21 protein-coding genes are annotated in these 19,527 nt (G+C 45.2%); 7 read left to right on the plus strand and 14 right to left on the minus strand.

The genetic code is table 11. The annotated features are described in order from the left end of the window. Nucleotides 1-472: D-aminoacyl-tRNA deacylase (locus A4E24_RS02365; protein WP_292351316.1), on the minus strand; the 472-nt coding region annotated here is incomplete at its 3' end. Between the two features lie 17 nt (nucleotides 473-489). After that, nucleotides 490-1,290, minus strand: a complete 801-nt coding sequence (locus A4E24_RS02370; protein ID WP_292351318.1) for a class I SAM-dependent methyltransferase family protein — start codon at nucleotides 1,288-1,290, stop codon at nucleotides 490-492. A 367-nt stretch (nucleotides 1,291-1,657) separates the two neighbouring features. Here A4E24_RS02370 and A4E24_RS02375 point away from each other — a divergent pair, with 367 nt between their 5' ends. Continuing rightward, nucleotides 1,658-2,581: an ABC transporter ATP-binding protein gene (locus A4E24_RS02375; RefSeq protein ID WP_292351320.1), complete on the plus strand. Its 924-nt coding sequence runs from the start codon at nucleotides 1,658-1,660 to the stop codon at nucleotides 2,579-2,581. Then, nucleotides 2,578-3,324 (plus strand): ABC transporter permease, encoded by a 747-nt coding sequence (locus A4E24_RS02380; RefSeq protein ID WP_292351323.1) that lies wholly within the window; start codon nucleotides 2,578-2,580, stop codon nucleotides 3,322-3,324. Before A4E24_RS02375 ends, A4E24_RS02380 begins: the two co-directional genes overlap by 4 nt. A gap of 62 nt (nucleotides 3,325-3,386) precedes the next feature. Here the strand turns inward: A4E24_RS02380 and A4E24_RS02385 are convergent, their stop codons facing one another. The 5 genes from A4E24_RS02385 to A4E24_RS02405 form a co-directional block, all read right to left on the minus strand. Then, entirely contained in the window at nucleotides 3,387-3,668 is a 282-nt protein-coding gene (locus tag A4E24_RS02385; RefSeq protein WP_292351324.1) for a DUF4405 domain-containing protein, read from the minus strand. A gap of 270 nt (nucleotides 3,669-3,938) precedes the next feature. Then, nucleotides 3,939-5,573 (minus strand): acetolactate synthase large subunit, encoded by a 1,635-nt coding sequence (locus tag A4E24_RS02390; protein WP_292351326.1) that lies wholly within the window; start codon nucleotides 5,571-5,573, stop codon nucleotides 3,939-3,941. A 2-nt stretch (nucleotides 5,574-5,575) separates the two neighbouring features. Continuing rightward, complete coding sequence (locus A4E24_RS02395; protein ID WP_292351328.1) at nucleotides 5,576-6,943, minus strand: NAD-dependent succinate-semialdehyde dehydrogenase; 1,368 nt, start codon at nucleotides 6,941-6,943, stop codon at nucleotides 5,576-5,578. A 130-nt stretch (nucleotides 6,944-7,073) separates the two neighbouring features. Continuing rightward, entirely contained in the window at nucleotides 7,074-8,441 is a 1,368-nt protein-coding gene (locus A4E24_RS02400; RefSeq protein ID WP_292351329.1) for an NAD-dependent succinate-semialdehyde dehydrogenase, read from the minus strand. Nucleotides 8,442-8,561: 120 nt separating this feature from the next. Continuing rightward, entirely contained in the window at nucleotides 8,562-8,993 is a 432-nt protein-coding gene (locus A4E24_RS02405; RefSeq protein ID WP_292351331.1) for a DUF61 family protein, read from the minus strand. A gap of 133 nt (nucleotides 8,994-9,126) precedes the next feature. Here A4E24_RS02405 and A4E24_RS02410 point away from each other — a divergent pair, with 133 nt between their 5' ends. The 3 genes from A4E24_RS02410 to A4E24_RS02420 all read left to right on the plus strand — a co-directional run bounded on the left by A4E24_RS02410 (nucleotide 9,127) and on the right by A4E24_RS02420 (nucleotide 11,535). Next, a complete protein-coding gene (locus A4E24_RS02410) occupies nucleotides 9,127-9,444 on the plus strand; it encodes a nucleotidyltransferase domain-containing protein (protein WP_292351333.1) in 318 nt (105 codons plus the stop codon). A gap of 42 nt (nucleotides 9,445-9,486) precedes the next feature. Next, complete coding sequence (locus A4E24_RS02415) at nucleotides 9,487-10,005, plus strand: pentapeptide repeat-containing protein (RefSeq protein WP_292351334.1); 519 nt, start codon at nucleotides 9,487-9,489, stop codon at nucleotides 10,003-10,005. A gap of 603 nt (nucleotides 10,006-10,608) precedes the next feature. Then, nucleotides 10,609-11,535, plus strand: a complete 927-nt coding sequence (locus A4E24_RS02420) for a ribose 1,5-bisphosphate isomerase (RefSeq protein ID WP_292351335.1) — start codon at nucleotides 10,609-10,611, stop codon at nucleotides 11,533-11,535. Nucleotides 11,536-11,567: 32 nt separating this feature from the next. Here the strand turns inward: A4E24_RS02420 and A4E24_RS02425 are convergent, their stop codons facing one another. The 3 genes from A4E24_RS02425 to A4E24_RS02435 are packed head-to-tail and all read right to left on the minus strand — an operon-like array spanning nucleotide 11,568 to nucleotide 13,309. Further along, complete coding sequence (locus A4E24_RS02425) at nucleotides 11,568-11,846, minus strand: helix-hairpin-helix domain-containing protein (RefSeq protein WP_292351337.1); 279 nt, start codon at nucleotides 11,844-11,846, stop codon at nucleotides 11,568-11,570. Then, the gene (locus A4E24_RS02430) at nucleotides 11,843-12,577 is read right to left on the minus strand and encodes a SagB/ThcOx family dehydrogenase (RefSeq protein WP_292351339.1); all 735 of its coding nucleotides are present in this window, start codon (nucleotides 12,575-12,577) and stop codon (nucleotides 11,843-11,845) included. The genes A4E24_RS02425 and A4E24_RS02430 overlap by 4 nt, the downstream gene beginning before the upstream one ends. Before the next feature lie 45 nt (nucleotides 12,578-12,622). Beyond that, a complete protein-coding gene (locus A4E24_RS02435) occupies nucleotides 12,623-13,309 on the minus strand; it encodes a class I SAM-dependent methyltransferase (protein ID WP_292351341.1) in 687 nt (228 codons plus the stop codon). A gap of 122 nt (nucleotides 13,310-13,431) precedes the next feature. On the opposite strand from A4E24_RS02435, the gene A4E24_RS02440 reads away from it, so the two are divergent. Continuing rightward, complete coding sequence (locus tag A4E24_RS02440; protein WP_292351343.1) at nucleotides 13,432-14,010, plus strand: DNA-3-methyladenine glycosylase I; 579 nt, start codon at nucleotides 13,432-13,434, stop codon at nucleotides 14,008-14,010. A gap of 64 nt (nucleotides 14,011-14,074) precedes the next feature. Here A4E24_RS02440 and sppA read toward each other — a convergent pair whose 3' ends face one another. Beyond that, a complete protein-coding gene (gene sppA, locus A4E24_RS02445) occupies nucleotides 14,075-15,148 on the minus strand; it encodes a signal peptide peptidase SppA (RefSeq protein WP_292351344.1) in 1,074 nt (357 codons plus the stop codon). Between the two features lie 148 nt (nucleotides 15,149-15,296). Between sppA and metG the strand changes: the two genes are divergently transcribed. Then, nucleotides 15,297-17,342 (plus strand): methionine--tRNA ligase, encoded by a 2,046-nt coding sequence (metG, locus tag A4E24_RS02450; RefSeq protein WP_292351346.1) that lies wholly within the window; start codon nucleotides 15,297-15,299, stop codon nucleotides 17,340-17,342. Nucleotides 17,343-17,414: 72 nt separating this feature from the next. On the opposite strand, the gene cyaB is transcribed toward metG, so the two are convergent. Genes cyaB through A4E24_RS02465 form a run of 3 tightly spaced genes read right to left on the minus strand, consistent with a single transcriptional unit; the run spans nucleotide 17,415 to nucleotide 19,517 of the window. Continuing rightward, nucleotides 17,415-17,948, minus strand: coding sequence for a class IV adenylate cyclase (gene cyaB, locus A4E24_RS02455; RefSeq protein WP_292351348.1), 534 nt, complete (start codon nucleotides 17,946-17,948; stop codon nucleotides 17,415-17,417). 1 nt (nucleotide 17,949) lies between these two features. Next, nucleotides 17,950-18,339, minus strand: coding sequence for a Zn-ribbon domain-containing OB-fold protein (locus tag A4E24_RS02460; RefSeq protein ID WP_292351349.1), 390 nt, complete (start codon nucleotides 18,337-18,339; stop codon nucleotides 17,950-17,952). A 5-nt stretch (nucleotides 18,340-18,344) separates the two neighbouring features. Beyond that, entirely contained in the window at nucleotides 18,345-19,517 is a 1,173-nt protein-coding gene (locus A4E24_RS02465) for a thiolase domain-containing protein (RefSeq protein ID WP_292351351.1), read from the minus strand. Nucleotides 19,518-19,527 lie beyond the last annotated feature (10 nt).

The raw sequence follows: 19,527 nt of genomic DNA on the forward strand, positions 1-19,527 counted from the left end.
CATCCGTTGGTCCATGATGTGTGGACTCCATGGTAACTTCATAACCAGTATTAATGGCCATTTTTTGCATGTTGAGCAAGATGGACCTCAAGGCAAAAGGCGCAGGATAAGAAAATTCCCTGCTGTGTCCTCCGAATTCTGCATTTCCGCTGTTTCCGGTATAATGGGCCGTAAGCACCCTGTTACCATCCTTGCTCTTATGTTTTGAGGCAACTACAATGAGCCGCGTTTTCAATCCACATGCCTCAAGTTTAAGGTCTATGCCATCCTGATATATGTGATGTGCATCTATTTCTACAACCCAGAAACCTTCGGATGAATAAGCAGATACAAGCTCCTTCCAGTCGGGGCATGCCACGTTCACAGGTTTCCAATCTCTCATTTTGAGTATATGTTCCTTGATGTTCTGGCTCGCTCTGTCCTTTGTGGAACATAGAATGGTTATTCTCGATATGTTTCCATTGCTGTTCATCTTTTCTCAACCCTGTTCTAGACCATTTTGATCATATCAAAAACCCATCTGCTTACACCTGGTGCCACATTACCGCACCTGCGACAGTTCAGGACTTTCAATCCCCTTTTCTCATAATCTCCTGTCAGGCCTTCTATTTGATTTTGTTTCTTGAAAGTATAGAAATGTATCATACCTTCAGGTCTGATAACTTCTGCTACGATGTCGAGGAATTGGTCCATCCCATAAGGTGTGGGTATCACGGCTCTGTGGAATTGACATTTCAGTATCGAAGGAATGTCCATGGCGTCAGCGCATATCACTGAAAGGTTTTGCATGACCCTGTTCATTGACGCATTCTTTTGGAGCAGGGAACAAGCTGCTGTGTTCTTCTCCAATGCTACAACATGAGCACCCTTCGCAGCCACTGGTACAGCAAAAGGCCCCACCCCACAGAAAGGTATGATCACTTTTTCACCGTTCTGCACCATACTGGTGATCCTGTGCCTTTCAAAAGACAATCTGCTATTGAAAAACACTTTCTGCAGGTCAACTTCATAGGCAAATCCAAATTCTCTGTGTATCGTTCTGGTACTGCTGCCTGCAAGCAGCTCAAAGGATGCCACCCTGTGTTCCCCGGAGAGCTTGGAGATCTTGTTCACAACAGCTTTTACCCCACCCTGTTCAGATATTAGTGCACGAGCTATCTCATGTTTATGTTCACCAAGTTTGGATGGCACTGATATAACAGCTATGTCCCCAATTACATCGAACCTGCCGGGCAACATCTTCAGTTCCTGTTCATTGAGTGTGTTTTTTAATATGTCTCTAAGGCTCATGTTCCATCCTGTATTGTTCATTTGTTAATGTTGCCTGAAACCTTCGTTCTCCAATGTTCAATAATCCTTATTAAGTTTGATGTTCCCATTTTGTATGGTGGTCTCAGTGTTATCATAAGTAGCTGTGGAGATCTCTTTTATTCGTGTACACATTTCCATTCCAAGCCGCTAGTTCCCAGATACTTGGCCCCTGTTGGTGTTGTCAAAAGAGAAGCGAGGGAATAAAAGTTCACTATGTTCTTTTGTATGTTGTATTTTACATATTTTTAATTGGACTCTAAGCGGATTATATACCATGTAAAACATTAGAAATAAACAATGTCTAATTTGTCTTTGATTTTAATGCTTTCTTGAACTGGGTGAACACATGGCTGTAATAGAAGCGAGCAACCTCACAAAAAGATATGGAGATGCGGTGGCTATCGATGATCTGACCTTAAGTGTAGGACGTGGTGAGGTATTTGGTTTTCTTGGTCCCAACGGAGCCGGCAAGACAACTGCCGTAAGAATTCTCACCGGATTGCTTAAGCCAGACTCAGGCACTGTTCTCATAGGGGGAATGGATATTGCAAAAGACCCTATCAAAGCAAAGATGAAAGTAGGAATGCTCCCTGAAACGGGAAATGTATATGTTGACCTTACTCCAAAACAAAACCTTTCATTGACAGGGAAATACTATGGCCTCTCAAAGGATACTATCCGGAAAAGGTCCGATGAACTTCTGTCAGAACTGGGTTTGTATGAAAGAAGTAATGACCTTGTTAAGACCTTCTCCAAAGGAATGAAGCAAAGGGTCAGTATTGCCTGTGCAATCATCCATGAACCTTCTATTCTTTTTTTGGATGAGCCAACTTCCGGCTTGGATGTGCAAAGCAGGAGACTCATCATCCAAATTATAGCTGATATGAATGAAAGAGGCTGTACCATTTTTCTTACTACCCATGATATAGAGGAAGCTAATAAATTATGTAACAGGGTTTGCATGATCAACAAAGGAAAAATAGTAGCCATGGACACACCAGAAAACCTCAGGTACACTTTTGAAGATACAAGATCTCTGGAAGTTGCTTTTGACAAAGAAATATCCAGGGACCTTTTTAATTCGAAGTTCATATCAAGGATGGACCGGCAGGGAAATAAATGGAGGTTCTACACTATCGATATAGATAGCACTATCAGGTACATTGTCACTATGGTAGAGAATAAGGGAATCAAAATTAATTCAATGACCACATATGGTCCAAGCCTGGAAGAGGTTTTTGTCAGGCTCACGGGAGTGATAGAAAAATGAATATCTCTGTGTTCATCAGAGGTGTGTTAGTTACTGCAGAAAAGAATATGATGATCTACTACAATAAGCCCCCGGTCCTCATATTCGGATTATTGTTCCCGATGTTTCTCTTCCTCGCCTTTTTTATGGGGCGGGGAATTGATATTCATGAGTTCTTCCCTGCTTTTCTGGCTATGGTACTATTCTTCACATCTTCCTCAGTAGGTCCACTTATAACTCCATGGGAAAAACAATCAGGAACCTATGAAAGGTTGCTGTCCTTTCCAGTGACGATAAATACGATCATCATGGGAGATGTTCTTGCAGGAGCTATATTCGGACTCTTCATTTCCAGTTCGGTCCTTATAGCAGTAACTCTTTTCCTCGATACTGCATTCAAAAGTATTTCCCTGCTCCTTGTATCCTTGCTATTGGGTACATTTTGCTTTGCAGCACTGGGAGTGCTCATAGCAGCGCCTGCGTCCAAAACCCCTTCCAATATAATGATGCTCTCAAGCCTCGTGCGTTTTCCACTGGTATTCATTAGTGGTATTTTCATCCCGCTTACAGAACTGTCAAATGCAGGTAAATATCTGGCTTTGCTGTCTCCTCTTACTTACCTGGTCGATATTTTCCATTTTAGCATTGGAGGCACCCCTTCTGTCCCACAATATATAGACATATTGGCATTGTCCGCCTATACATGTATATTTCTGTACGTAGCCAGCTATTTCCACAAGAAGAACCTCTCAAAAGGGTTATGAAGATCTTTCATTTCCGTATGCAGCAATGATAAAGTGTCTTAGATCCCATTTACCGGGAAGGATCAATTGGTAGGGCATGTGTTCACTTCACTCTTCTTATTGAGTCCAAAGGTTTTCTTTGTTACACAGACTACCCATCTCCAGTGTAATGCAAGATGAATGGTGAATAATATCACCATGGGCATTCCAGCCATTATATGGACCTGCTTCCATTCCAACATGCTCAATCCCAAGTATGAGGCATGTCTTGCACCAAACTGAAGAAATATGCCTGAAAGTCCTTCAAGGATCGTCAGGATCATTAATGGTATGTCTGTTATGTAGTTGGTCATTGTTCTGTTCATTACGCTCTCCTTCATATCTTCTTTTGTTTTTAGAGCCTACATTCTACGGCCATTTATTGTTCTTTCATCAGCAGTATCTGGCTCATGAAATGAGAAACCAATCAAATAAAATAAAAAGAAACTTACAATTATCAATGAACTAAATGTAAAAAATAGTTAAGCTAAAGGTTTATTAGAGTTTAACAGCACAGATCAAGCTTGAATACGCCTCAGAAACCTTTGATCAAATTATGGCACAAAATGTCCAAACATTATCCTAAATTTGTTAGTTCAGATCTCGCAGAAATTATTGCTCAGCTTTTCCGTGAGCTTCATATTTTCCGAATAATCCACTCTAACGTCTATGAGCCATACTCCACCCGCTTTTAGCGCATTTTCAAGCTGTGGTCCGAAGTCCTCTGCCTTTTCTATACGTATTCCGTGTGCTCCAAAGCTCTCTGCAAGTTTTACAAAGTCTGGGTTCAGAAAGTCGATACCGAAGCTGGCATCGAACTTTTTCTTTTCGTGCCACTCAATAAGTCCGAACTTGGCGTCATCGAATATCACTATCACCATGTCACATCCGAGACGTACTGCGGTCTCCAGTTCCTGGACATTCATAAGGAACCCGCCGTCTCCGGCTACTGCCACCACCTTACGGTCAGGACTCAGTAGCTTTGCCGCAATAGCTCCGGGAAGTGCGAATCCCATAGATGCCAGGCCGTTGGACATCTGTACCGTATTGGGTTCATAGGCCGGATAAAGGCGTCCTATCCAGAGCTTGTGAGCGCCCACGTCGCTGATGATAATATCTTCCCTTTTCAATGCCTGCCTGATATCGTATATGATCTTCTGGGGTTTCATGGGAAAGGATGTGTCAGCCTTGAGATCAAGGAGTTCCTTCTCCATGTTCTTCCGTACCTTTGAGAAGTATTCAGGCATTTCCTTTCTCTTGCAGAATGGTACAAGGTGTTTCAGAGAGGTGCGGATATTCCCTACAAGTGACAGGTCGGGAACATATTTTTCATCCACTTCGTGCTGGTCAGAGTGGATATGTATTATATTCTTGGACCCATCCGGGTTCCAGAACCTGGGGCTATATTCCACGTGATCGAATCCGATGCAGATGACAAGATCTGCCCTCGCAAAACCACACATGATATGGTCCCTGTCCTTGATACCCATGGACCCCATGTAGTGTTCGTCATCGGCCGGGAAAGCACCTTTACCCATGAAAGTTGTAACCACCGGGATCCCTGTGCTTCTCACGAATTTCCTCAGTTCTTCAGATGCATCTTCCCGGATGACTCCATTACCAGCCAGAATTACAGGCATCTCAGCAGCTTCTATAAGCACAGCTGAACGCTGCAGTTCATCCTCGTCAGGCATCCGTATGTGAGAATATGGTTTTTTTACAAGAGGTACTTTGTTCGTTCGTTCTGCAGCAATGTCCTCAGGCAGCTCGATATGTGTTGCTCCTGGCCTGTCCCTGGCGATCTCAAAAGCTTTGCTCACGATCTCAGGTATGAAATCTGCCCGGGTCACACTGGAGTTCCATTTAGTAAATTGACGGAAAGCTTCCACTATGTTAAGGTACTGATGAGCCTCTTTGTGGGTCTTTTCAAGTCCTGCCTGTCCGGTAATAGCCACTAAAGGTGCTCTGTCCAGATGCGCATCCGCCACACCTGTAATGAGATTTGTCGCACCCGGGCCCAGGGTTGCAAGACACACTCCTGGCCGATGGGTCAGCCTGCCATAGACATCGGCCATGAAGGCTGCGGATTGTTCATGCCTTGTTACTATGAACTTTATTTTTGATCTGGAAAGGGAATCGGTCAGGTCCAGGGTTTCCTCGCCAGGTATCCCAAAAATGTATTCCACACCCTCATTCTCCAGACATTGTACCATGAGGTCACTAGCTTTCATTTTCAGAACACCTTCATCGATTTTGCTCCTAAGAACTCATACATGCCTATCCTGTGCAACTCCCTGCCAAACCCGCTTTTCTTGAAACCGCCAAGTGGCAGGCGGGAGTCTGAGGATACGCCATTGTTAATGGCTATGAGCCCGGCTTCTATTTCCCTTGAAAATATTACAGCACGTTCACGGTCCTTGCTCCATATACTTGCTCCCAGACCGAATTCCGTGCTATTGGCTATCTTTATAGCATCATCTTCGTTCCTGAATGTTACTATTGGTGCAACCGGTCCGAAAGTCTCCTCGGTAAGTACGGGCGCACCTTCGGTTATGTTACCAAGTACCACCGGATAGAAGAAACTGCCTTTTCCATCTTGTTTTCCACCATCCAGCAGGACATCAGCTCCGGCTTTAAGTGTCCTGTCCACCTGATCCTGCACAAAATCCGCCTGTTCGGAGTTGACCAGGGGTCCCATATCGTTGTTTGGGTCAAGAGGATCACCTATTTTCAGATCGTGGACATGTTCCAGGAACCTTGAGGTGAATTCTTCAGCAATAGTAGCATCCACAATGAACCTCTTGGCTGCTGTACATCTCTGTCCTGCATTCTGGAACCTGCTTTTTGCTCCGTCCTTTGCAGCTTTTTCGATATCTGCATCATCCAGTACGATGAATGGATCGCTGCCACCAAGTTCCAGTATGCATTTCTTGATACTGCCACCTGCGGCAGCAGCCACCTTCTGTCCCGCCTGTTGCCCTCCTGTGAAAGATACGGCATTGATCTCATTTCTGGGTATAAGGGACAATGCAGTGGGTCCATCTATTAACAGGGTCTGATAGACACCTTCGGGAAACTCTGCCTCTTTAAATATACTTTCAATTGCCAGGGCACACTTTGGTACATAACTTGCATGCTTGAGCAATATCACGTTGCCGCCTGCCAGTGCAGGAGCAGCAAAACGTAATGCTTGCCAGAACGGTGCATTCCAGGGCATGATGCTAAGGATCGTTCCCAGAGGCTCAAGTACTATACCAGATGCTTCAGCCTCGGTTTCCACGAATTCCGGAGCTAGTAACATCTCGGCCTGCTCTGAAAAGTAATCAAAGACCTTTGCACATTTTTCGATCTCATCCAGGGATTCTCTGATGGGTTTGCCCATCTCAATAGTGATGGTCTGTGCAAGTTCCGCTGACCTTTCTCTGAGCACTCTTGCAGCTTTATCAAGGTAATATGTGCGATTAAAGACCTCAGTGTGTTTCCATTCCTTAAAGGCTTCCCTTGATCTTTTTAAGGTTTCCTCTATTCTTTCCAGTGAATGAAGCTCATATTCCCCGTTAAGTTCTCCTGTGGCAGGATTTACCGATCTTATCACTTTCATTATTTCCCTCTCCCAGCTGCATGCGTTCATTAGTTTTTAAAGTTGGGTCCACTAAAATAAACAGATAATGGTTTAGTAGATATTAAGAAGATCCAATGTTTAAGATATGCCCCTATAAAGCATTCTTTTTTCAGTATATCTTTATTGACTTTATGTGCATGAACTCATAGAACCCTTGTTTTGCCATTTCTCTGCCCATTCCGCTCCCTTTGATGCCTCCGAAAGGCATGCACGCTTCCGGCCGGAAGAAAGCATTAACAGCTACCATCCCGGTTTCAAGCTTCCTGGCAAGCAAAGCTCCTTTTTCTCTATCCTTTGTCCAGATGCTTGCGCCCAGGCCGAACTGGGTACTGTTGGCAATACGGATGGCCTCCTGTTCTTTCCTGAAGGTGATCATCGGTGCTACAGGCCCGAAGGTCTCTTCTGTCATAACTTTCATATCAAGGTTTACGTTCTCAAGTACTGTAGGGGAGTAGAAGAACCCTTCTCTTTCCATCTTTCCTCCGGGAACAAGCGGTCTTGCTCCTTTTGCGATAGCATCTTCCACTTGCTGTTCAAGGATCGATATCTGTTCTTCCCGCACTAACGGCCCAATATCCGTGTTCTTGTCCATTGGATCTCCCAATTTGAGTTTCTCTGTGAGTTCCACGAACTTACAGGTGAACTCTTCCGCCACTTCCTGTGCCACTATGAACCTCTTGGCTGCTATACAAGTCTGTCCCGTGTTGATGCACCTGCTGGGTACAGCCAATGTTGCTGCTTTCTCCACATCGGCATCAGCAAGCACTATGAATGGGTCGCTGCCCCCAAGTTCAAGTACGAACTTCTTCATATTGCGGGCTGCAAGCTCTGCAACCTTTTTTCCGGCAATATCCCCGCCTGTGAAGGAAACTGCTTTGATCTCATTCCTTGAGATGAGTGAGGAAGCTGTGGGACCATCTGTCAGCAATGTCTGAAAAACACCTTCAGGGAATCCTGCTTCCAGGAACAGTTCTTCCATCTTCAGGGCGCACATGGGCACATAGCTGGAATGCTTGAGCAGCATCACGTTGCCTGCTGCCAGTATATGGGAAGCTGCACTGAGCACCTGCCAGAAGGGGAAGTTCCAGGGTTTGATGGCCAGTACCGGTCCCATGGGCTCGTAGGATACCATTGAGCGGGCAGCGTCAGTTTCTGCTTCTTCCGGCTGCATAAGTTCTTCAGCATGCGCTGCAAAATAGTCGAACGTATCTGCGCACTTCACAACCTCTGCCACAGACTGTTTTATGACCTTCCCCATCTCCAGTGTGATGAGTTCTCCAAGCTCCTGTTTTCTGCTGCGCAGCAATTGTGAGAAACCACTTAAAAGCGTGCTGCGTTCGGATACATCAAGTTCTTTCCATTCATGGAAAACGGTATCAGCTTTCTTAAGAGCTGCATTTATTTGCTCTTTGGAGTGAGGTTGAAATTGTTTGATAATTTTTCCTGTGGTTGGATCGATGGATGAGATGAGGGTCATGGTGAAACTTCCGTGGGTCATTGGTCCTTTCTGGATAGAAAAGAGGAAGGGATAGGGTATAAAGGTAGCTGGGAAAAAGGTGATGTATGGGCAGGCTATAAGATCCAGGGGAATTGTAGTTTATCCCATCACTATCTGCACCACGGTCGGATATTTTTTCATGATCGAGTATGCAATGGACCTGCCAACCCACGATCTGCCCTGCTGCATGGTGCGCAGGCGGCTGATCTCTCCCAGGGTCTGTAATGCCTGCAATGCATGTGCATCGTTGAGGTAGCAACTGTCTGGCACCTGATTATCAAAGAAGAAAAGGATGGGCAGTTTCAGTTTATCGTGCAGGTTCTTCGGCAGCTTTTCGCTTAAGGTCTTAAGTGTTGCTGTGTCAAAAAAGTGATCTTTACCACCTTTTGTTCTTGCTGTGGGCTTTTCTTCCAGCAAAAGCTGAGCGAGGCTTTTTCTTTCAGAAACTATGCCCTCATTGACCTTATTTATCTCTGTTCGCATCCATCTCATGAGAACAGAATCATCACCCATTGGACTTCTGCCCGGCATGCTACCTCTTTTCTATTATACAACAGTTGTTTACGATCAATTTGTACTTACTGTTTTTGCAGCATTGTATTATTTCTGGCGGGAACAATGATTTAAACAATCTGTGAGTCTTGTTAATACTAAGTCGATCCACATGTCCACACCATCCCCTCTTTATGACGAAAAGCTCCAGCAGATCAAGGTCATCTTGCTGGAAACATTTGCAGGAGAGGATATCAGAATAATACGTATTGACCTTGATAAGAGAGGATATTCTCATAATTCAACGGAGGTTGCCATAGGGATACTTCCACGGTCCCCGGGTGACAGGAAAAAGCTGATCGATTCTATGGAAAAAATTGAGGAAATAAACTTTCCATACACTGTGGACCTTATAGACCTTTCGAGAGTTTCTGAAAGCCTCAGAGCTCAATTGCTGGAAGACGGTGAACTCTGGAAAGACTGGACATGATCACAAAGAAATTATATTAACTTGCAGTCCTTCCTTTGGATTATGATATCCCAGGGTAAGGAGTATGAGGCGGAAACATTTAAGGACATTGATCTTACAGGTACGTCTTTCAAAAACTCAAAGTTCATTGAATGCACTTTCGAGAATTGCAACTTATCAAATATGGATCTGAATGACACAAAGTTCAAGGATATCAGATTCAGGAATTGTAAGATCATGGGGCTTGATTTTTCAAAATGCAACAAATTCATGCTCAGTATAGGGTTTGAAGGTTCTTTCATCTCTTATTCTGTTTTTTCCGACATGAATTTGGAAAATACGGATCTCATTAACTGCCAGATACAAGATTGTGATTTTGTCAATACTAACCTTAAAAATGCGAATTTTGAAGGGTCTGATCTTAAAAATAGTCTCTTTAGAAATACTAACCTTAGCTTCGCCTCGTTCAAGAATGCAAGGAACTACAATATCGATCCAAATCATAATTTTCTTAAAAGAACGAAATTCTCAGTCCCAGAGGTTCTCTCTCTTTTAAACATCTATGATCTCGATATTGAATGAAAGGTAGATGGACCAAAGAAAGCAATGATCAGGCTCCCATCAAGATTTTCATTATCGGCACTAATTATCTTTAAGGGCCATTTTCCTCCGAGTGTATCATAAACTAGATATATAGTTAATGAAATACATAACTCGATTTTAGATCAGTCCTTGAAGGGTAGAGGATGGGTCATGTTATGTGATCCCCACTTAGTGCCAACACACCCCACTATAAGTGTTCGGCACCTGCAACATTCACCCACGACCCATCGCTCTCTTTGTCCTTGGGGTCTAAATCCATTATTCCCGGGTGGGTCCATAACAGTGCCATTCAAGCTTACGATGTTCCCCTGAAGAGGTAACATCAAAATGCAGTAAGCTCATGGACCGTATTATTTTCCCACAATATCATATACGTCTTCAAAGTTTATCAAACATTCGTTTTGTAGATAACATACAAATTATATTGAACCACTGAGTTCACAGAGAATGATAATTTATCTATCTTCTTGAGCCCTGAACATTCTGCGATTGCATCTGTCCCTCATTGAGATCGTACCATGGAGATCTCTCCAGGCCCTAATTTCCAATAGTTATAAATTCATTAACCACAACCTCTGTACCATGTACGACCTGATGGATACCGCAGAAAAGATCCGTACCATGGAGATACGGGGGGCAGGCAGGATAGCAGTTGCAGCTTCAGCAGCCCTTAGGGATCATGCACGGACACTTAGTTCACTGTCCGCTGAAGAGTTTGAGAACAGCATCAACGAGGCTGCAAGGAGACTTGTGGAGACCAGGCCAACAGCCGTTTCCCTGCCCAATGCTGTGGCCCTCACTAAACGATATTCTTCACGGGATGTAAGCGAAGCCATTGCTGAAATTGTTGCCAATTCCGAGAGGTTCATCAAAAATGCCAATGAAGCCCTGGATAAGATCGGCCGGGTAGGTGCCAGGCGTATCCGTGATGGTGATGTCATTATGACACATTGCAATTCCCATGCAGCTATCGCCATCATCAAGACCGCCTTTAAGCAGGGCAAGAAGATATCTGTCATCGCCACAGAATCCAGACCCCGCAGGCAGGGTTTTATCACTATCAGGGAGCTGAACGATTTCGGTATCCCCACTACGCTCATCGTGGACTCAGCTGTGAGGCTGGTCATGAAAGACGTGAACCTGGTGATCGTGGGTGCTGATTCCATTGCTGTTAATGGTGCATTGGTCAATAAGATAGGTACTTCCCAGCTTGCACTGGCAGCCAGGGAAGCCCGCAAGAACGTCCTGGTTGCAGCCGAGACCTATAAATTCAGTCCTAATACCATTCTGGGTCAGATGGTGGAGATAGAGGACCGCTCAAGTGACGAGGTCATAGACCCCGATATGCTCAAAGAGATGCCAAATGTAAAAGTGCGCAATCCGGCATTTGATATCACTCCACCTGAATACATCGACCTCATAATCACAGATGCTGGTGCTTTCCCACCGGCAATGGCATACATGGTTATCAAGGAATACCTGGGACTGGACCTGGTGGATCTGAAATAATTTTGTTTTCCTTAATTTGGTGAATATAGGAATTATTTATTATCCTTCCAGCTCCACCATTTAAGCAGTTGTGGTTCATGCTCCTCGTTCGATGCGTAATACACTGCGCATCTGAACACATAGAGCATGCACCTGTCTATTTTCATCCCGGCATTATCACATAGCCTCAGGTAGAGTTCTTCAGGGTCTTTTCCCCTCAGATCTGCCACGGAACGAACACCCAATTCCCAGAGATCCTCTGCTGTCTTTCCACCGACTCCAGGAATAATCTCTAATTCCTTAAGGATCAGGGTTTTGTCCTCATCCTTCATTTCTTACCCACTGTGGCAATATAGATCACAAACTCCTGCTCGCCGTCTATATCCAGCAGCTCGTTCATGTCGTCATCCAGGAATGCTCCAATGGCACAAACACCGCAATCAATGGCTTCTGCACTAAGGTATAAGTTCTGGCACACATGACCAGCGTCAAGGTGCAGGTAACGGTATCCTCTTTCACCATACCTCCATTTCATCCTGTATGCCACAGCTGTCCAGATGAACGTTACTGCACTCTTCTTTACAAAATCCTGTCCCAGGCACGCTTCTGTGATCTCTTTTGCCATGTCGTTCTCGATGTCCAGTTGCAGCAGTTTATGGCCTATGGCAAGGAATCTGTACAGGCCGGGCTCAAGACCATCTACATTGTTGATAAGCAGGTATGTCTCAAGCGCATGTCTTGCTCCCGCCGAGGGCACGGTCCTGAAAGTGACGACATCCTCTATGGTCTCTTTCACTCCCTGTGTACACCACAAGAGGTAAGAAAGCTCGTTCTGGGTAAGAGGTTTATCAGAATAGCTGCGCACGCTGGTACGATGTTCTATGGCGCGCCTTACAGGCACGTCTTTGATATGAATGGTATCTGGTTTCGGTAGTTCGATGACCTCTATCGCATCATCTGGCTCCTTTTGTAAAGGCGGTTGAGGATATCCGGCGTTCTGTGGTGCTTTTCCAAGGTACTGGAACCTCGTCAATTTCATGAAATCTTTGCCTATCTCTTGCATTTCATACTCCCCTTTTGTAATTTGCTGCTATGTTCAAATCCTTGATCATATATTGTTTTTTGAGTACTTATCCACTGTGTTATGTTCTCCTTTATTTGCACTGATTACTACAAATCCTCCTTCTCCACATCCGCTTCTGAAAGGTTCGACATCTTCTATCATTTCCAGTGGCCGGAAAAGCGTCTGAACCATGGTAATGTCCCTGAAACCAGCTTCATGGATGCATTCAGATACTTCTTTAACTGAATGGAGTCTTGCACATGTGTAAAATCCTTTTTCATGTTGCTTTTTCTCATATTTTTTCTCGTACAAGTTTCCAAGTTCAGTGTTCCTGTCCACCATTCCCAGGATCAGTCTGCTATCTGTTTTAAGTGTCCTGTAAACCTCAGAGAATGCTTGCTGCAGGTCCATCAAAAAACAGTCCACAGTGACCATAAGGATCACATCAAAGCTCTTTTCTTTGAACGGTAAGCTTTCAGCCACCGCCTGCACGCAAACGATATTTCGCTTTCTGGCTAATTCCAGCATCCCTCTGGAAGGATCAACACCATATGTGATATGCAGGGCCTGCGCAAATCTGCCAGTCCCTACTCCAATCTCGATGAACCTTTGTTCCGGATGGATATGTCCCAACACTTTGTTTATAGCCGCCAGCTCAGAATCGAACACTTTACTGTGCTCATCGTACCAGGAATCGTATTCCAGTGTATGCAGATCGAACGATGTTTTCATTCCAGCCTCTTATAGAACATCAAATAAATCCTCTCTGGATTCTTTTTCATCTGCAAGCTTATAAACTAATAACCAAAAAACATCAGTAAAATATAATATTCTATAGCACAAATCCACCTCTTATGCCAGTACGATGTGAATGGGCTTCTTTCAGTGATCTTGCTCTTAAATACCATGATGAGGAATGGGGTGTGCCGATACACGATGACCGATCACTTTTTGAATTTCTTGTGCTGGAAGGTGCACAGGCAGGCTTAAGCTGGGAAACGATCCTCAAAAAAAGGAATTATTACAGGGAGGCATTTGATAATTTTGATCATGAGAAGGTTGCAGCCTATGATGATGCAAAAGTGGAGGATCTCCTTAAGAACGAAGGTATAATCCGCAACAAACTTAAGGTGCGGTCTGCCATTAATAATGCCCGGGCTTTCAAAAAAGTGAGGGAAGAATTCGGTTCTTTTGATGCTTACATCTGGGGCTTTGTGAACCATAGGCCAGTGCAGAGCTCATGGACATCGCTGGCAGAGATTCCTTCAAAGACCGAAATTGCAGAAAAGGTAAGTAAGGACCTGAAAAAAAGAGGGTTCAGTTTCGTGGGTCCGACAATGGTCTATGCGTTCATGCAGGCAGTAGGCATGGTCAATGATCATGTTGTGGATTGTTTCAGGCATGAGCAGTGCAGGGAGCTTGAACGAAAATAGCCATCTATTTATTCTGTTCTAAGGATGAACGATATAGAAATATAAGGACATTTGTCAAGTTCCCTCAGGACAAATACCCGTACGGGCTCTTCTCATGCCGTTCTAATATCGCTTCAAGAGATAAGTTCGAAGTTCCGGATTCGGAGCCGAATAACAAGCTTGAAAGGGAAGGCTTGTTCATATATACTACAGTAGGTTCTCCTTCTATGCCAGCCAGTTCCGTGGCGATCTCAATAGCATCATAGAAATTTCCAAGTTCATCCACCAGGCCCAGTTCCTTTGCCTTTTTGCCAGTGTATATTCTGCCGTCTGCAATATCCTTGACTTCGCTTACGGACATATTACGGCCTTCTGCGACATTTGTCACGAAGGTATCGTAAACTTCCATTATTACGCTGTCGGCGTATTCCTTTTCCTCATCAGATAGGCCTCTCCACGAGCCACCCATATCCTTGAACTCTCCGGATTTAGCCACATGGAATTCTATTCCTTCCTGGTCATAGTAAGCAGACATGTTCTCAAAGGTCCATATCACACCTATGCTACCGGTCATCGTAGAAGGGTTTGCCACTATCACGTCAGCAGGCACTGATATATGGTATGCTGCACTGGCAGCTACGTTACCCATGGATACAACTATAGGCATACCTTCGTCATGAGCTCTTTTCACTTCTTCATATATCTCCTCACCTGCAGTTGAAGAGCCCCCGGGACTATCTACCCTCAATACGATAGCTTTTACGCTTTCATCTTCCACAGCCTTGCGGATATTCTCATTTATCCCGTCAGGAGTGGCATATCCCAATCCATTGTATATGCTGCCGGAAACGATTGAGCCTTCCACGTAGATCACTGCTATCTTATCACCTGTGGGATACAGATCACCATCGAACGTACCCATAATGGCTGCAAAGCTTGCGCCTATGAGGATAACAAGAAATCCTGCCAGCAACAGGTACATTTTCCATCTGCTTTTACGGGGTGTCATAGGTGGAGGTGTATTTCGGGTATAGGCCGAAGTTCCACTTACCGGAACATCCCTTTCCACTTTTCCTGCAGAATAAGGATCATTCTCCATGGCCGGTGTTTCTTCCCCATATGTTGTATCGGAACTATTTGCCATATCTTCAGGATTCATCTGGATTATCCTTCCTGGCAAGAGAATATACATGAACATTGAAATACTTATCTTGACTAATGCAAGCGTAATATATTTTATAATAGCACTCTATCCTCATCAAGTAAATCTATTCCATATACTGGTCATATCATTTCGGAGATCATACATGTCAAAACTACCTGAAGATAAACCTGTACTTGTTACATGTGGCCTTCCTTACGCTAACGGGAAAGCCCATATAGGGCATCTGCGAACGTACATTCCTGCGGACATCTATGTGAGGTCCCTGAAAAAACGTGGCAAAGAGGTAACTTTCATTTGCGGTTCAGATACGCATGGAACGCCTATAGTTGTGAATGCAGAAGAACTGAAGATGACCCCAAAAGAGCTGGTGGAAATATACCATAAGCATTTCTATGAGGTATTCGGGTCCATGGGTATCACGTTCGATGCTTTTGGGACAACCGATGATCCGGAAAATCATAACCGTACGCTTGATATCGTAAACAGGCTTATAGAAAAGGGATACGTTTATCCAAAGGTCATCGAGATAGCATATTGTCCTGCATGTGACCGTTTCCTTCCTGACAGATATGTAGCAGGCGTCTGTCCTCACTGCGGCCAGAATGCAAGAGGGGACGAATGTGACCAGGGTTGTGGTAAACACCTGGAACCTGGAGAGCTTAAAGAACCCACATGTACCATTTGCCGTGGTCCTGCACAATATAAGGAACAGGAACACTTTTTTTTCAAGTTGTCTGAATTCAAGGACTTCCTTCTGGAACACCTGGAACACCTGGAAGGTACTTCCAATGCCAGGAACTATGCTCTTGGCTGGGTGAAACAGGAGCTTACCGACTGGTGTATCACAAGGACACTGGAATGGGGTGTGAAGTTCCCGGGTCACGATGATCTTGTTGTGTATGTATGGGTGGATGCACCTATCGGTTACATCGCCTTCACAGAGCAATGGGCCCAGGCTAATAATGAAAGCTGGGAGAAGTTCTGGAAGGGCGATTGCCCCATTGTCCATTTCATCGGCGGGGATATAATATACCACCATTGTATTTTCTGGCCGGCCATGCTCAAAGGCGCTGATTACAGCCAGCCGTGGGCTGTTGTGTCTTCAGGCATGGTGAAGATCGAGGACAAGAAATTCTCCAAGAGCCGGGGGTATGTGGTATGGGTACAGGAGGATTACCTGGGCCATGGTTTCCATGCCGACCTGCTCAGATATTACCTGATAAGCTACACATCCCATACCAAAGAAGTCAACTTCTCATGGAAGGTATTCCAGGAAAGGATCAATACTGAGCTTGTGGCTGTGCTGGGCAACTTCCTTTACCGCAGTCTTCTGTTCGATTTCAAGAACTTTGGCGAGATCCCGGCAGGCAGGATATCACCTGAGATCATGGAGAAGATAAAAACCACCATTGATGAGGTCACAGTTGCAATGGAGGAGTTCGAGTTCAAGAAGGCCATTGATACCGCAATGGCACTGGCTTCTTTCGGGAACTCCTATTTCCAGTCCAATGAACCCTGGAAACTTATAAAAGAGAACAGGGAGGCATGTGCCGAGGTGCTGGCGAACTGCATGCAGATCGCAAAGGCACTGATCCTGCTTTTCGAACCCACACTGCCTGAAAAGATGGAGATCGCCTGGAAGCAGATAGGTATGGACTCAGATGTCCATGCAACAGGATATGAAGAGGCCCTGGTACCTGTCGTAGCAGGTACAGCACTTTCTAATCCAAGCATTCTCTTTGATAAGATCGAAGATGCTAAGATCGATGAGATGACCGTTATCTCCAATGAGAGGGTACGCAAGGCTCTTGCAAAGGAAGCAGGCATACAGGAAGAAGAGCCTGTAGTTGTGCCTCTGAAAGACCAGATAACCTACGAGGATTTCGCTAAAGTGGATATACGCGTGGGTAAAGTCCTTAGTGCTGAGAAGATAAAGAAATCCAAGAAACTGCTCAAGCTGACGGTAGATGTAGGTGAACCAAAACCCAGACAGATAGTTGCAGGTCTTGCAGAATACTATCAGCCGGAAGAACTTGTTGGTAAGGTCGTCAATGTGCTTGTCAATCTCCAGCCTGCGAAATTATGCGGCGTGGAATCCCAAGGCATGCTATTGGCAGCTGATGCAGGAGAACGTGTATCTCTGCTGACCCCTGACAAAGAAATGAAACCAGGGTCTGTTGTGAGATAAAATACTAAAAAACAGTGAAATCTGAGCCCAAACGTAAGTTGTTCACAGGTGCAGATGTTATCACACCTGTGATCAATTCTTTTCCTTCTTTTTTTCCAGCACCATCTCAAGGTATGAGGTTCTGATGGAATCTTCCTTCCGTATACCCAATCCTTCAAGGAAAGAAAATATTTCATCACAGCGCTCTTCAATATTACAGTCGGCCTGTTCTTCGACCTCTATGAATTCTCCAAGCCCTTCTACAGAGTCAAGGGCAATGGTCATATTCCGGTAACTGAAGAGTTCTCTTCTCTTGCTTACCACGCCCGATTCAAAAAAACCCAGGGCTATAAGGATACTTCGGGCGCTGTCGCCATCTACTTCGGTTTCGAACTCCGGACGTGTCTTGGAAACCGAGTCAAGTTTCTTTCCTTTGTATGTCAGCACTGATCTTCCATTCACAGAGCGTATTCTCAGTGCTTCGTCAGTAGTGGAAAAATCCCTCACTGGAGAGTTATAGTAGGTATCCAGATGTTCCTGGATACCTTCTGGTTTTGCGCCCATGGCTGCAAGCCTCTCACGGAGGAACCTGTGGCTTGCCCGGGCTTTGACTTCTATCTCTATCATGTTATTCGGGTACGAATTTGGTACCGTAGTATATCATACCTTTCTCACTGCTTTCGCCAAGCTTCCTGAACACAGGTCTTACTTTCATACCTATCTTCATGTCCTCTGGGTCAGCTACTATCTGGCTGGTAAGGCTTGGTCCTTCTTCCAGTTTCACGATACCAAGCACATAAGGGGTCTGTTTCTCAAAACCTTCTGCTGCAGTGTGAATCACAGTATAGGTAAGTATCTCTCCTTTCCCACTGAACTTGAAGTTCTCAAGTTTTCCGTCGCGACGGCATTTAGGGCACATGTTACGGGGTGGATAGTAGTAAGTTTTACAGTTAGTGCAGTGAGTGCCTATCAGGTTATACCTGGCTACCTGTTTTCTCCAGAATCTCGGTACTGACATCGTGATCACCTGTCCCTCGAAAATATGTGTACTACTGCAGTGGCTCCCGAACCTCCTACATTATGTGTCATACCTATCTCCGCGCCATCGACCTGCCGTTTTCCGGCATCCCCTCGCAGCTGTTCGACTATCTCCACAGCCTGCTTGATGCCAGTGGCACCAACAGGGTGTCCACAGGCTTTCAGTCCACCTGAGGTGTTCACCGGTATCTTGCCGCCTATGGCTGTATTTCCTTCTTCTGTGAACTTGCCTCCTTCGCCCTTCTTAACAAAACCAAGGTCTTCTATAGCGCATATCTCTGCAATGGTAAAGCAGTCGTGCACTTCCACCAGGTCTATATCGTTAGGTGTGAGTTTTGCCATTTTGAAGGCTCTCTTGCCTGCTTCCACTGATGCTGCAAGGGTCGTGATATCCTTGCGGTCGTGGAGAGCAATGGTATCACTGGCCTGGCTTGTGGCCTTTACATAAATGGGTGTGTCCGTGTATTTGTGGGCAATGTCAGCAGGTGCCAGTATGACCGCTGATGCACCATCTGTGATAGGCGAACAATCGAATATATGCAGCGGATCTGCCACCATAATGGATCTGAGCACATCTTCCACACTGATCTTGTTGCGATACTGTGCTATAGGGTTATGGACACCGTTAGCATGGTTCTTTACTGCCACCTGAGCCAGCTGCTCGCTGGTGGTGCCATACTTGTGCATATGCAGCCTTGCTATCATAGCATAGAGCCCGGGAAAAGTTGCACCCATTATGCCTTCCCATTCCCTGTCAGCGGCAGCGGCAAGGGCAGTGGATGCGCTTGTAGAGGAGATGTCTGTCATCTTTTCCACGCCAGCAGCCACTACTATATCCTCAAGTCCGGATGCAACTGCATGGATACCCTGTCTCAGTGCCAATCCTCCGGAAGCACAGGCCGCTTCCACTCGGGTGGCCGGTACATGAAGTTCCTTTGCCAGTCCGGCATAGTCTGCTATCAGGGCGCCTATATGTTCCTGCTCAATGAACTGACCACCGCTCATATTGCCTACTATGATGGCATCTATCTCTTCTCCGGTGACCCTCGCATCTTCCAGGGCACCGACACCGGCTTCAGTTATTGTATCTCTCAGAGAAACATCCCAGTTCTCTCCAAACCTGGTGGTCTTTACACCAATGATCGCTACATCTCTCATCTTTTTCACC

The organism is Methanomethylovorans sp. PtaU1.Bin093, from assembly GCF_002067275.1.
In the GTDB taxonomy this organism is placed as follows: Archaea; Halobacteriota; Methanosarcinia; order Methanosarcinales; family Methanosarcinaceae; genus Methanomethylovorans.

Bases quoted from the DNA above. Each gene is read 5' to 3' on its own strand.
- A4E24_RS02370 (WP_292351318.1), bottom strand. From the start codon at position 1,290: ATGAGCCTTAGAGACATATTAAAAAACACACTCAATGAACAGGAACTG.
- A4E24_RS02375 (WP_292351320.1), top strand. From the start codon at position 1,658: ATGGCTGTAATAGAAGCGAGCAACCTCACAAAAAGATATGGAGATGCG.
- A4E24_RS02380 (WP_292351323.1), top strand. From the start codon at position 2,578: ATGAATATCTCTGTGTTCATCAGAGGTGTGTTAGTTACTGCAGAAAAG.
- A4E24_RS02385 (WP_292351324.1), bottom strand. From the start codon at position 3,668: ATGAACAGAACAATGACCAACTACATAACAGACATACCATTAATGATC.
- A4E24_RS02390 (WP_292351326.1), bottom strand. From the start codon at position 5,573: ATGAAAGCTAGTGACCTCATGGTACAATGTCTGGAGAATGAGGGTGTG.
- A4E24_RS02395 (WP_292351328.1), bottom strand. From the start codon at position 6,943: ATGAAAGTGATAAGATCGGTAAATCCTGCCACAGGAGAACTTAACGGG.
- A4E24_RS02400 (WP_292351329.1), bottom strand. From the start codon at position 8,441: ATGACCCTCATCTCATCCATCGATCCAACCACAGGAAAAATTATCAAA.
- A4E24_RS02405 (WP_292351331.1), bottom strand. From the start codon at position 8,993: ATGCCGGGCAGAAGTCCAATGGGTGATGATTCTGTTCTCATGAGATGG.
- A4E24_RS02410 (WP_292351333.1), top strand. From the start codon at position 9,127: ATGTCCACACCATCCCCTCTTTATGACGAAAAGCTCCAGCAGATCAAG.
- A4E24_RS02415 (WP_292351334.1), top strand. From the start codon at position 9,487: ATGATATCCCAGGGTAAGGAGTATGAGGCGGAAACATTTAAGGACATT.
- A4E24_RS02420 (WP_292351335.1), top strand. From the start codon at position 10,609: ATGTACGACCTGATGGATACCGCAGAAAAGATCCGTACCATGGAGATA.
- A4E24_RS02425 (WP_292351337.1), bottom strand. From the start codon at position 11,846: ATGAAGGATGAGGACAAAACCCTGATCCTTAAGGAATTAGAGATTATT.
- A4E24_RS02430 (WP_292351339.1), bottom strand. From the start codon at position 12,577: ATGCAAGAGATAGGCAAAGATTTCATGAAATTGACGAGGTTCCAGTAC.
- A4E24_RS02435 (WP_292351341.1), bottom strand. From the start codon at position 13,309: ATGAAAACATCGTTCGATCTGCATACACTGGAATACGATTCCTGGTAC.
- A4E24_RS02440 (WP_292351343.1), top strand. From the start codon at position 13,432: ATGCCAGTACGATGTGAATGGGCTTCTTTCAGTGATCTTGCTCTTAAA.
- sppA (WP_292351344.1), bottom strand. From the start codon at position 15,148: ATGAATCCTGAAGATATGGCAAATAGTTCCGATACAACATATGGGGAA.
- metG (WP_292351346.1), top strand. From the start codon at position 15,297: ATGTCAAAACTACCTGAAGATAAACCTGTACTTGTTACATGTGGCCTT.
- cyaB (WP_292351348.1), bottom strand. From the start codon at position 17,948: ATGATAGAGATAGAAGTCAAAGCCCGGGCAAGCCACAGGTTCCTCCGT.
- A4E24_RS02460 (WP_292351349.1), bottom strand. From the start codon at position 18,339: ATGTCAGTACCGAGATTCTGGAGAAAACAGGTAGCCAGGTATAACCTG.
- A4E24_RS02465 (WP_292351351.1), bottom strand. From the start codon at position 19,517: ATGAGAGATGTAGCGATCATTGGTGTAAAGACCACCAGGTTTGGAGAG.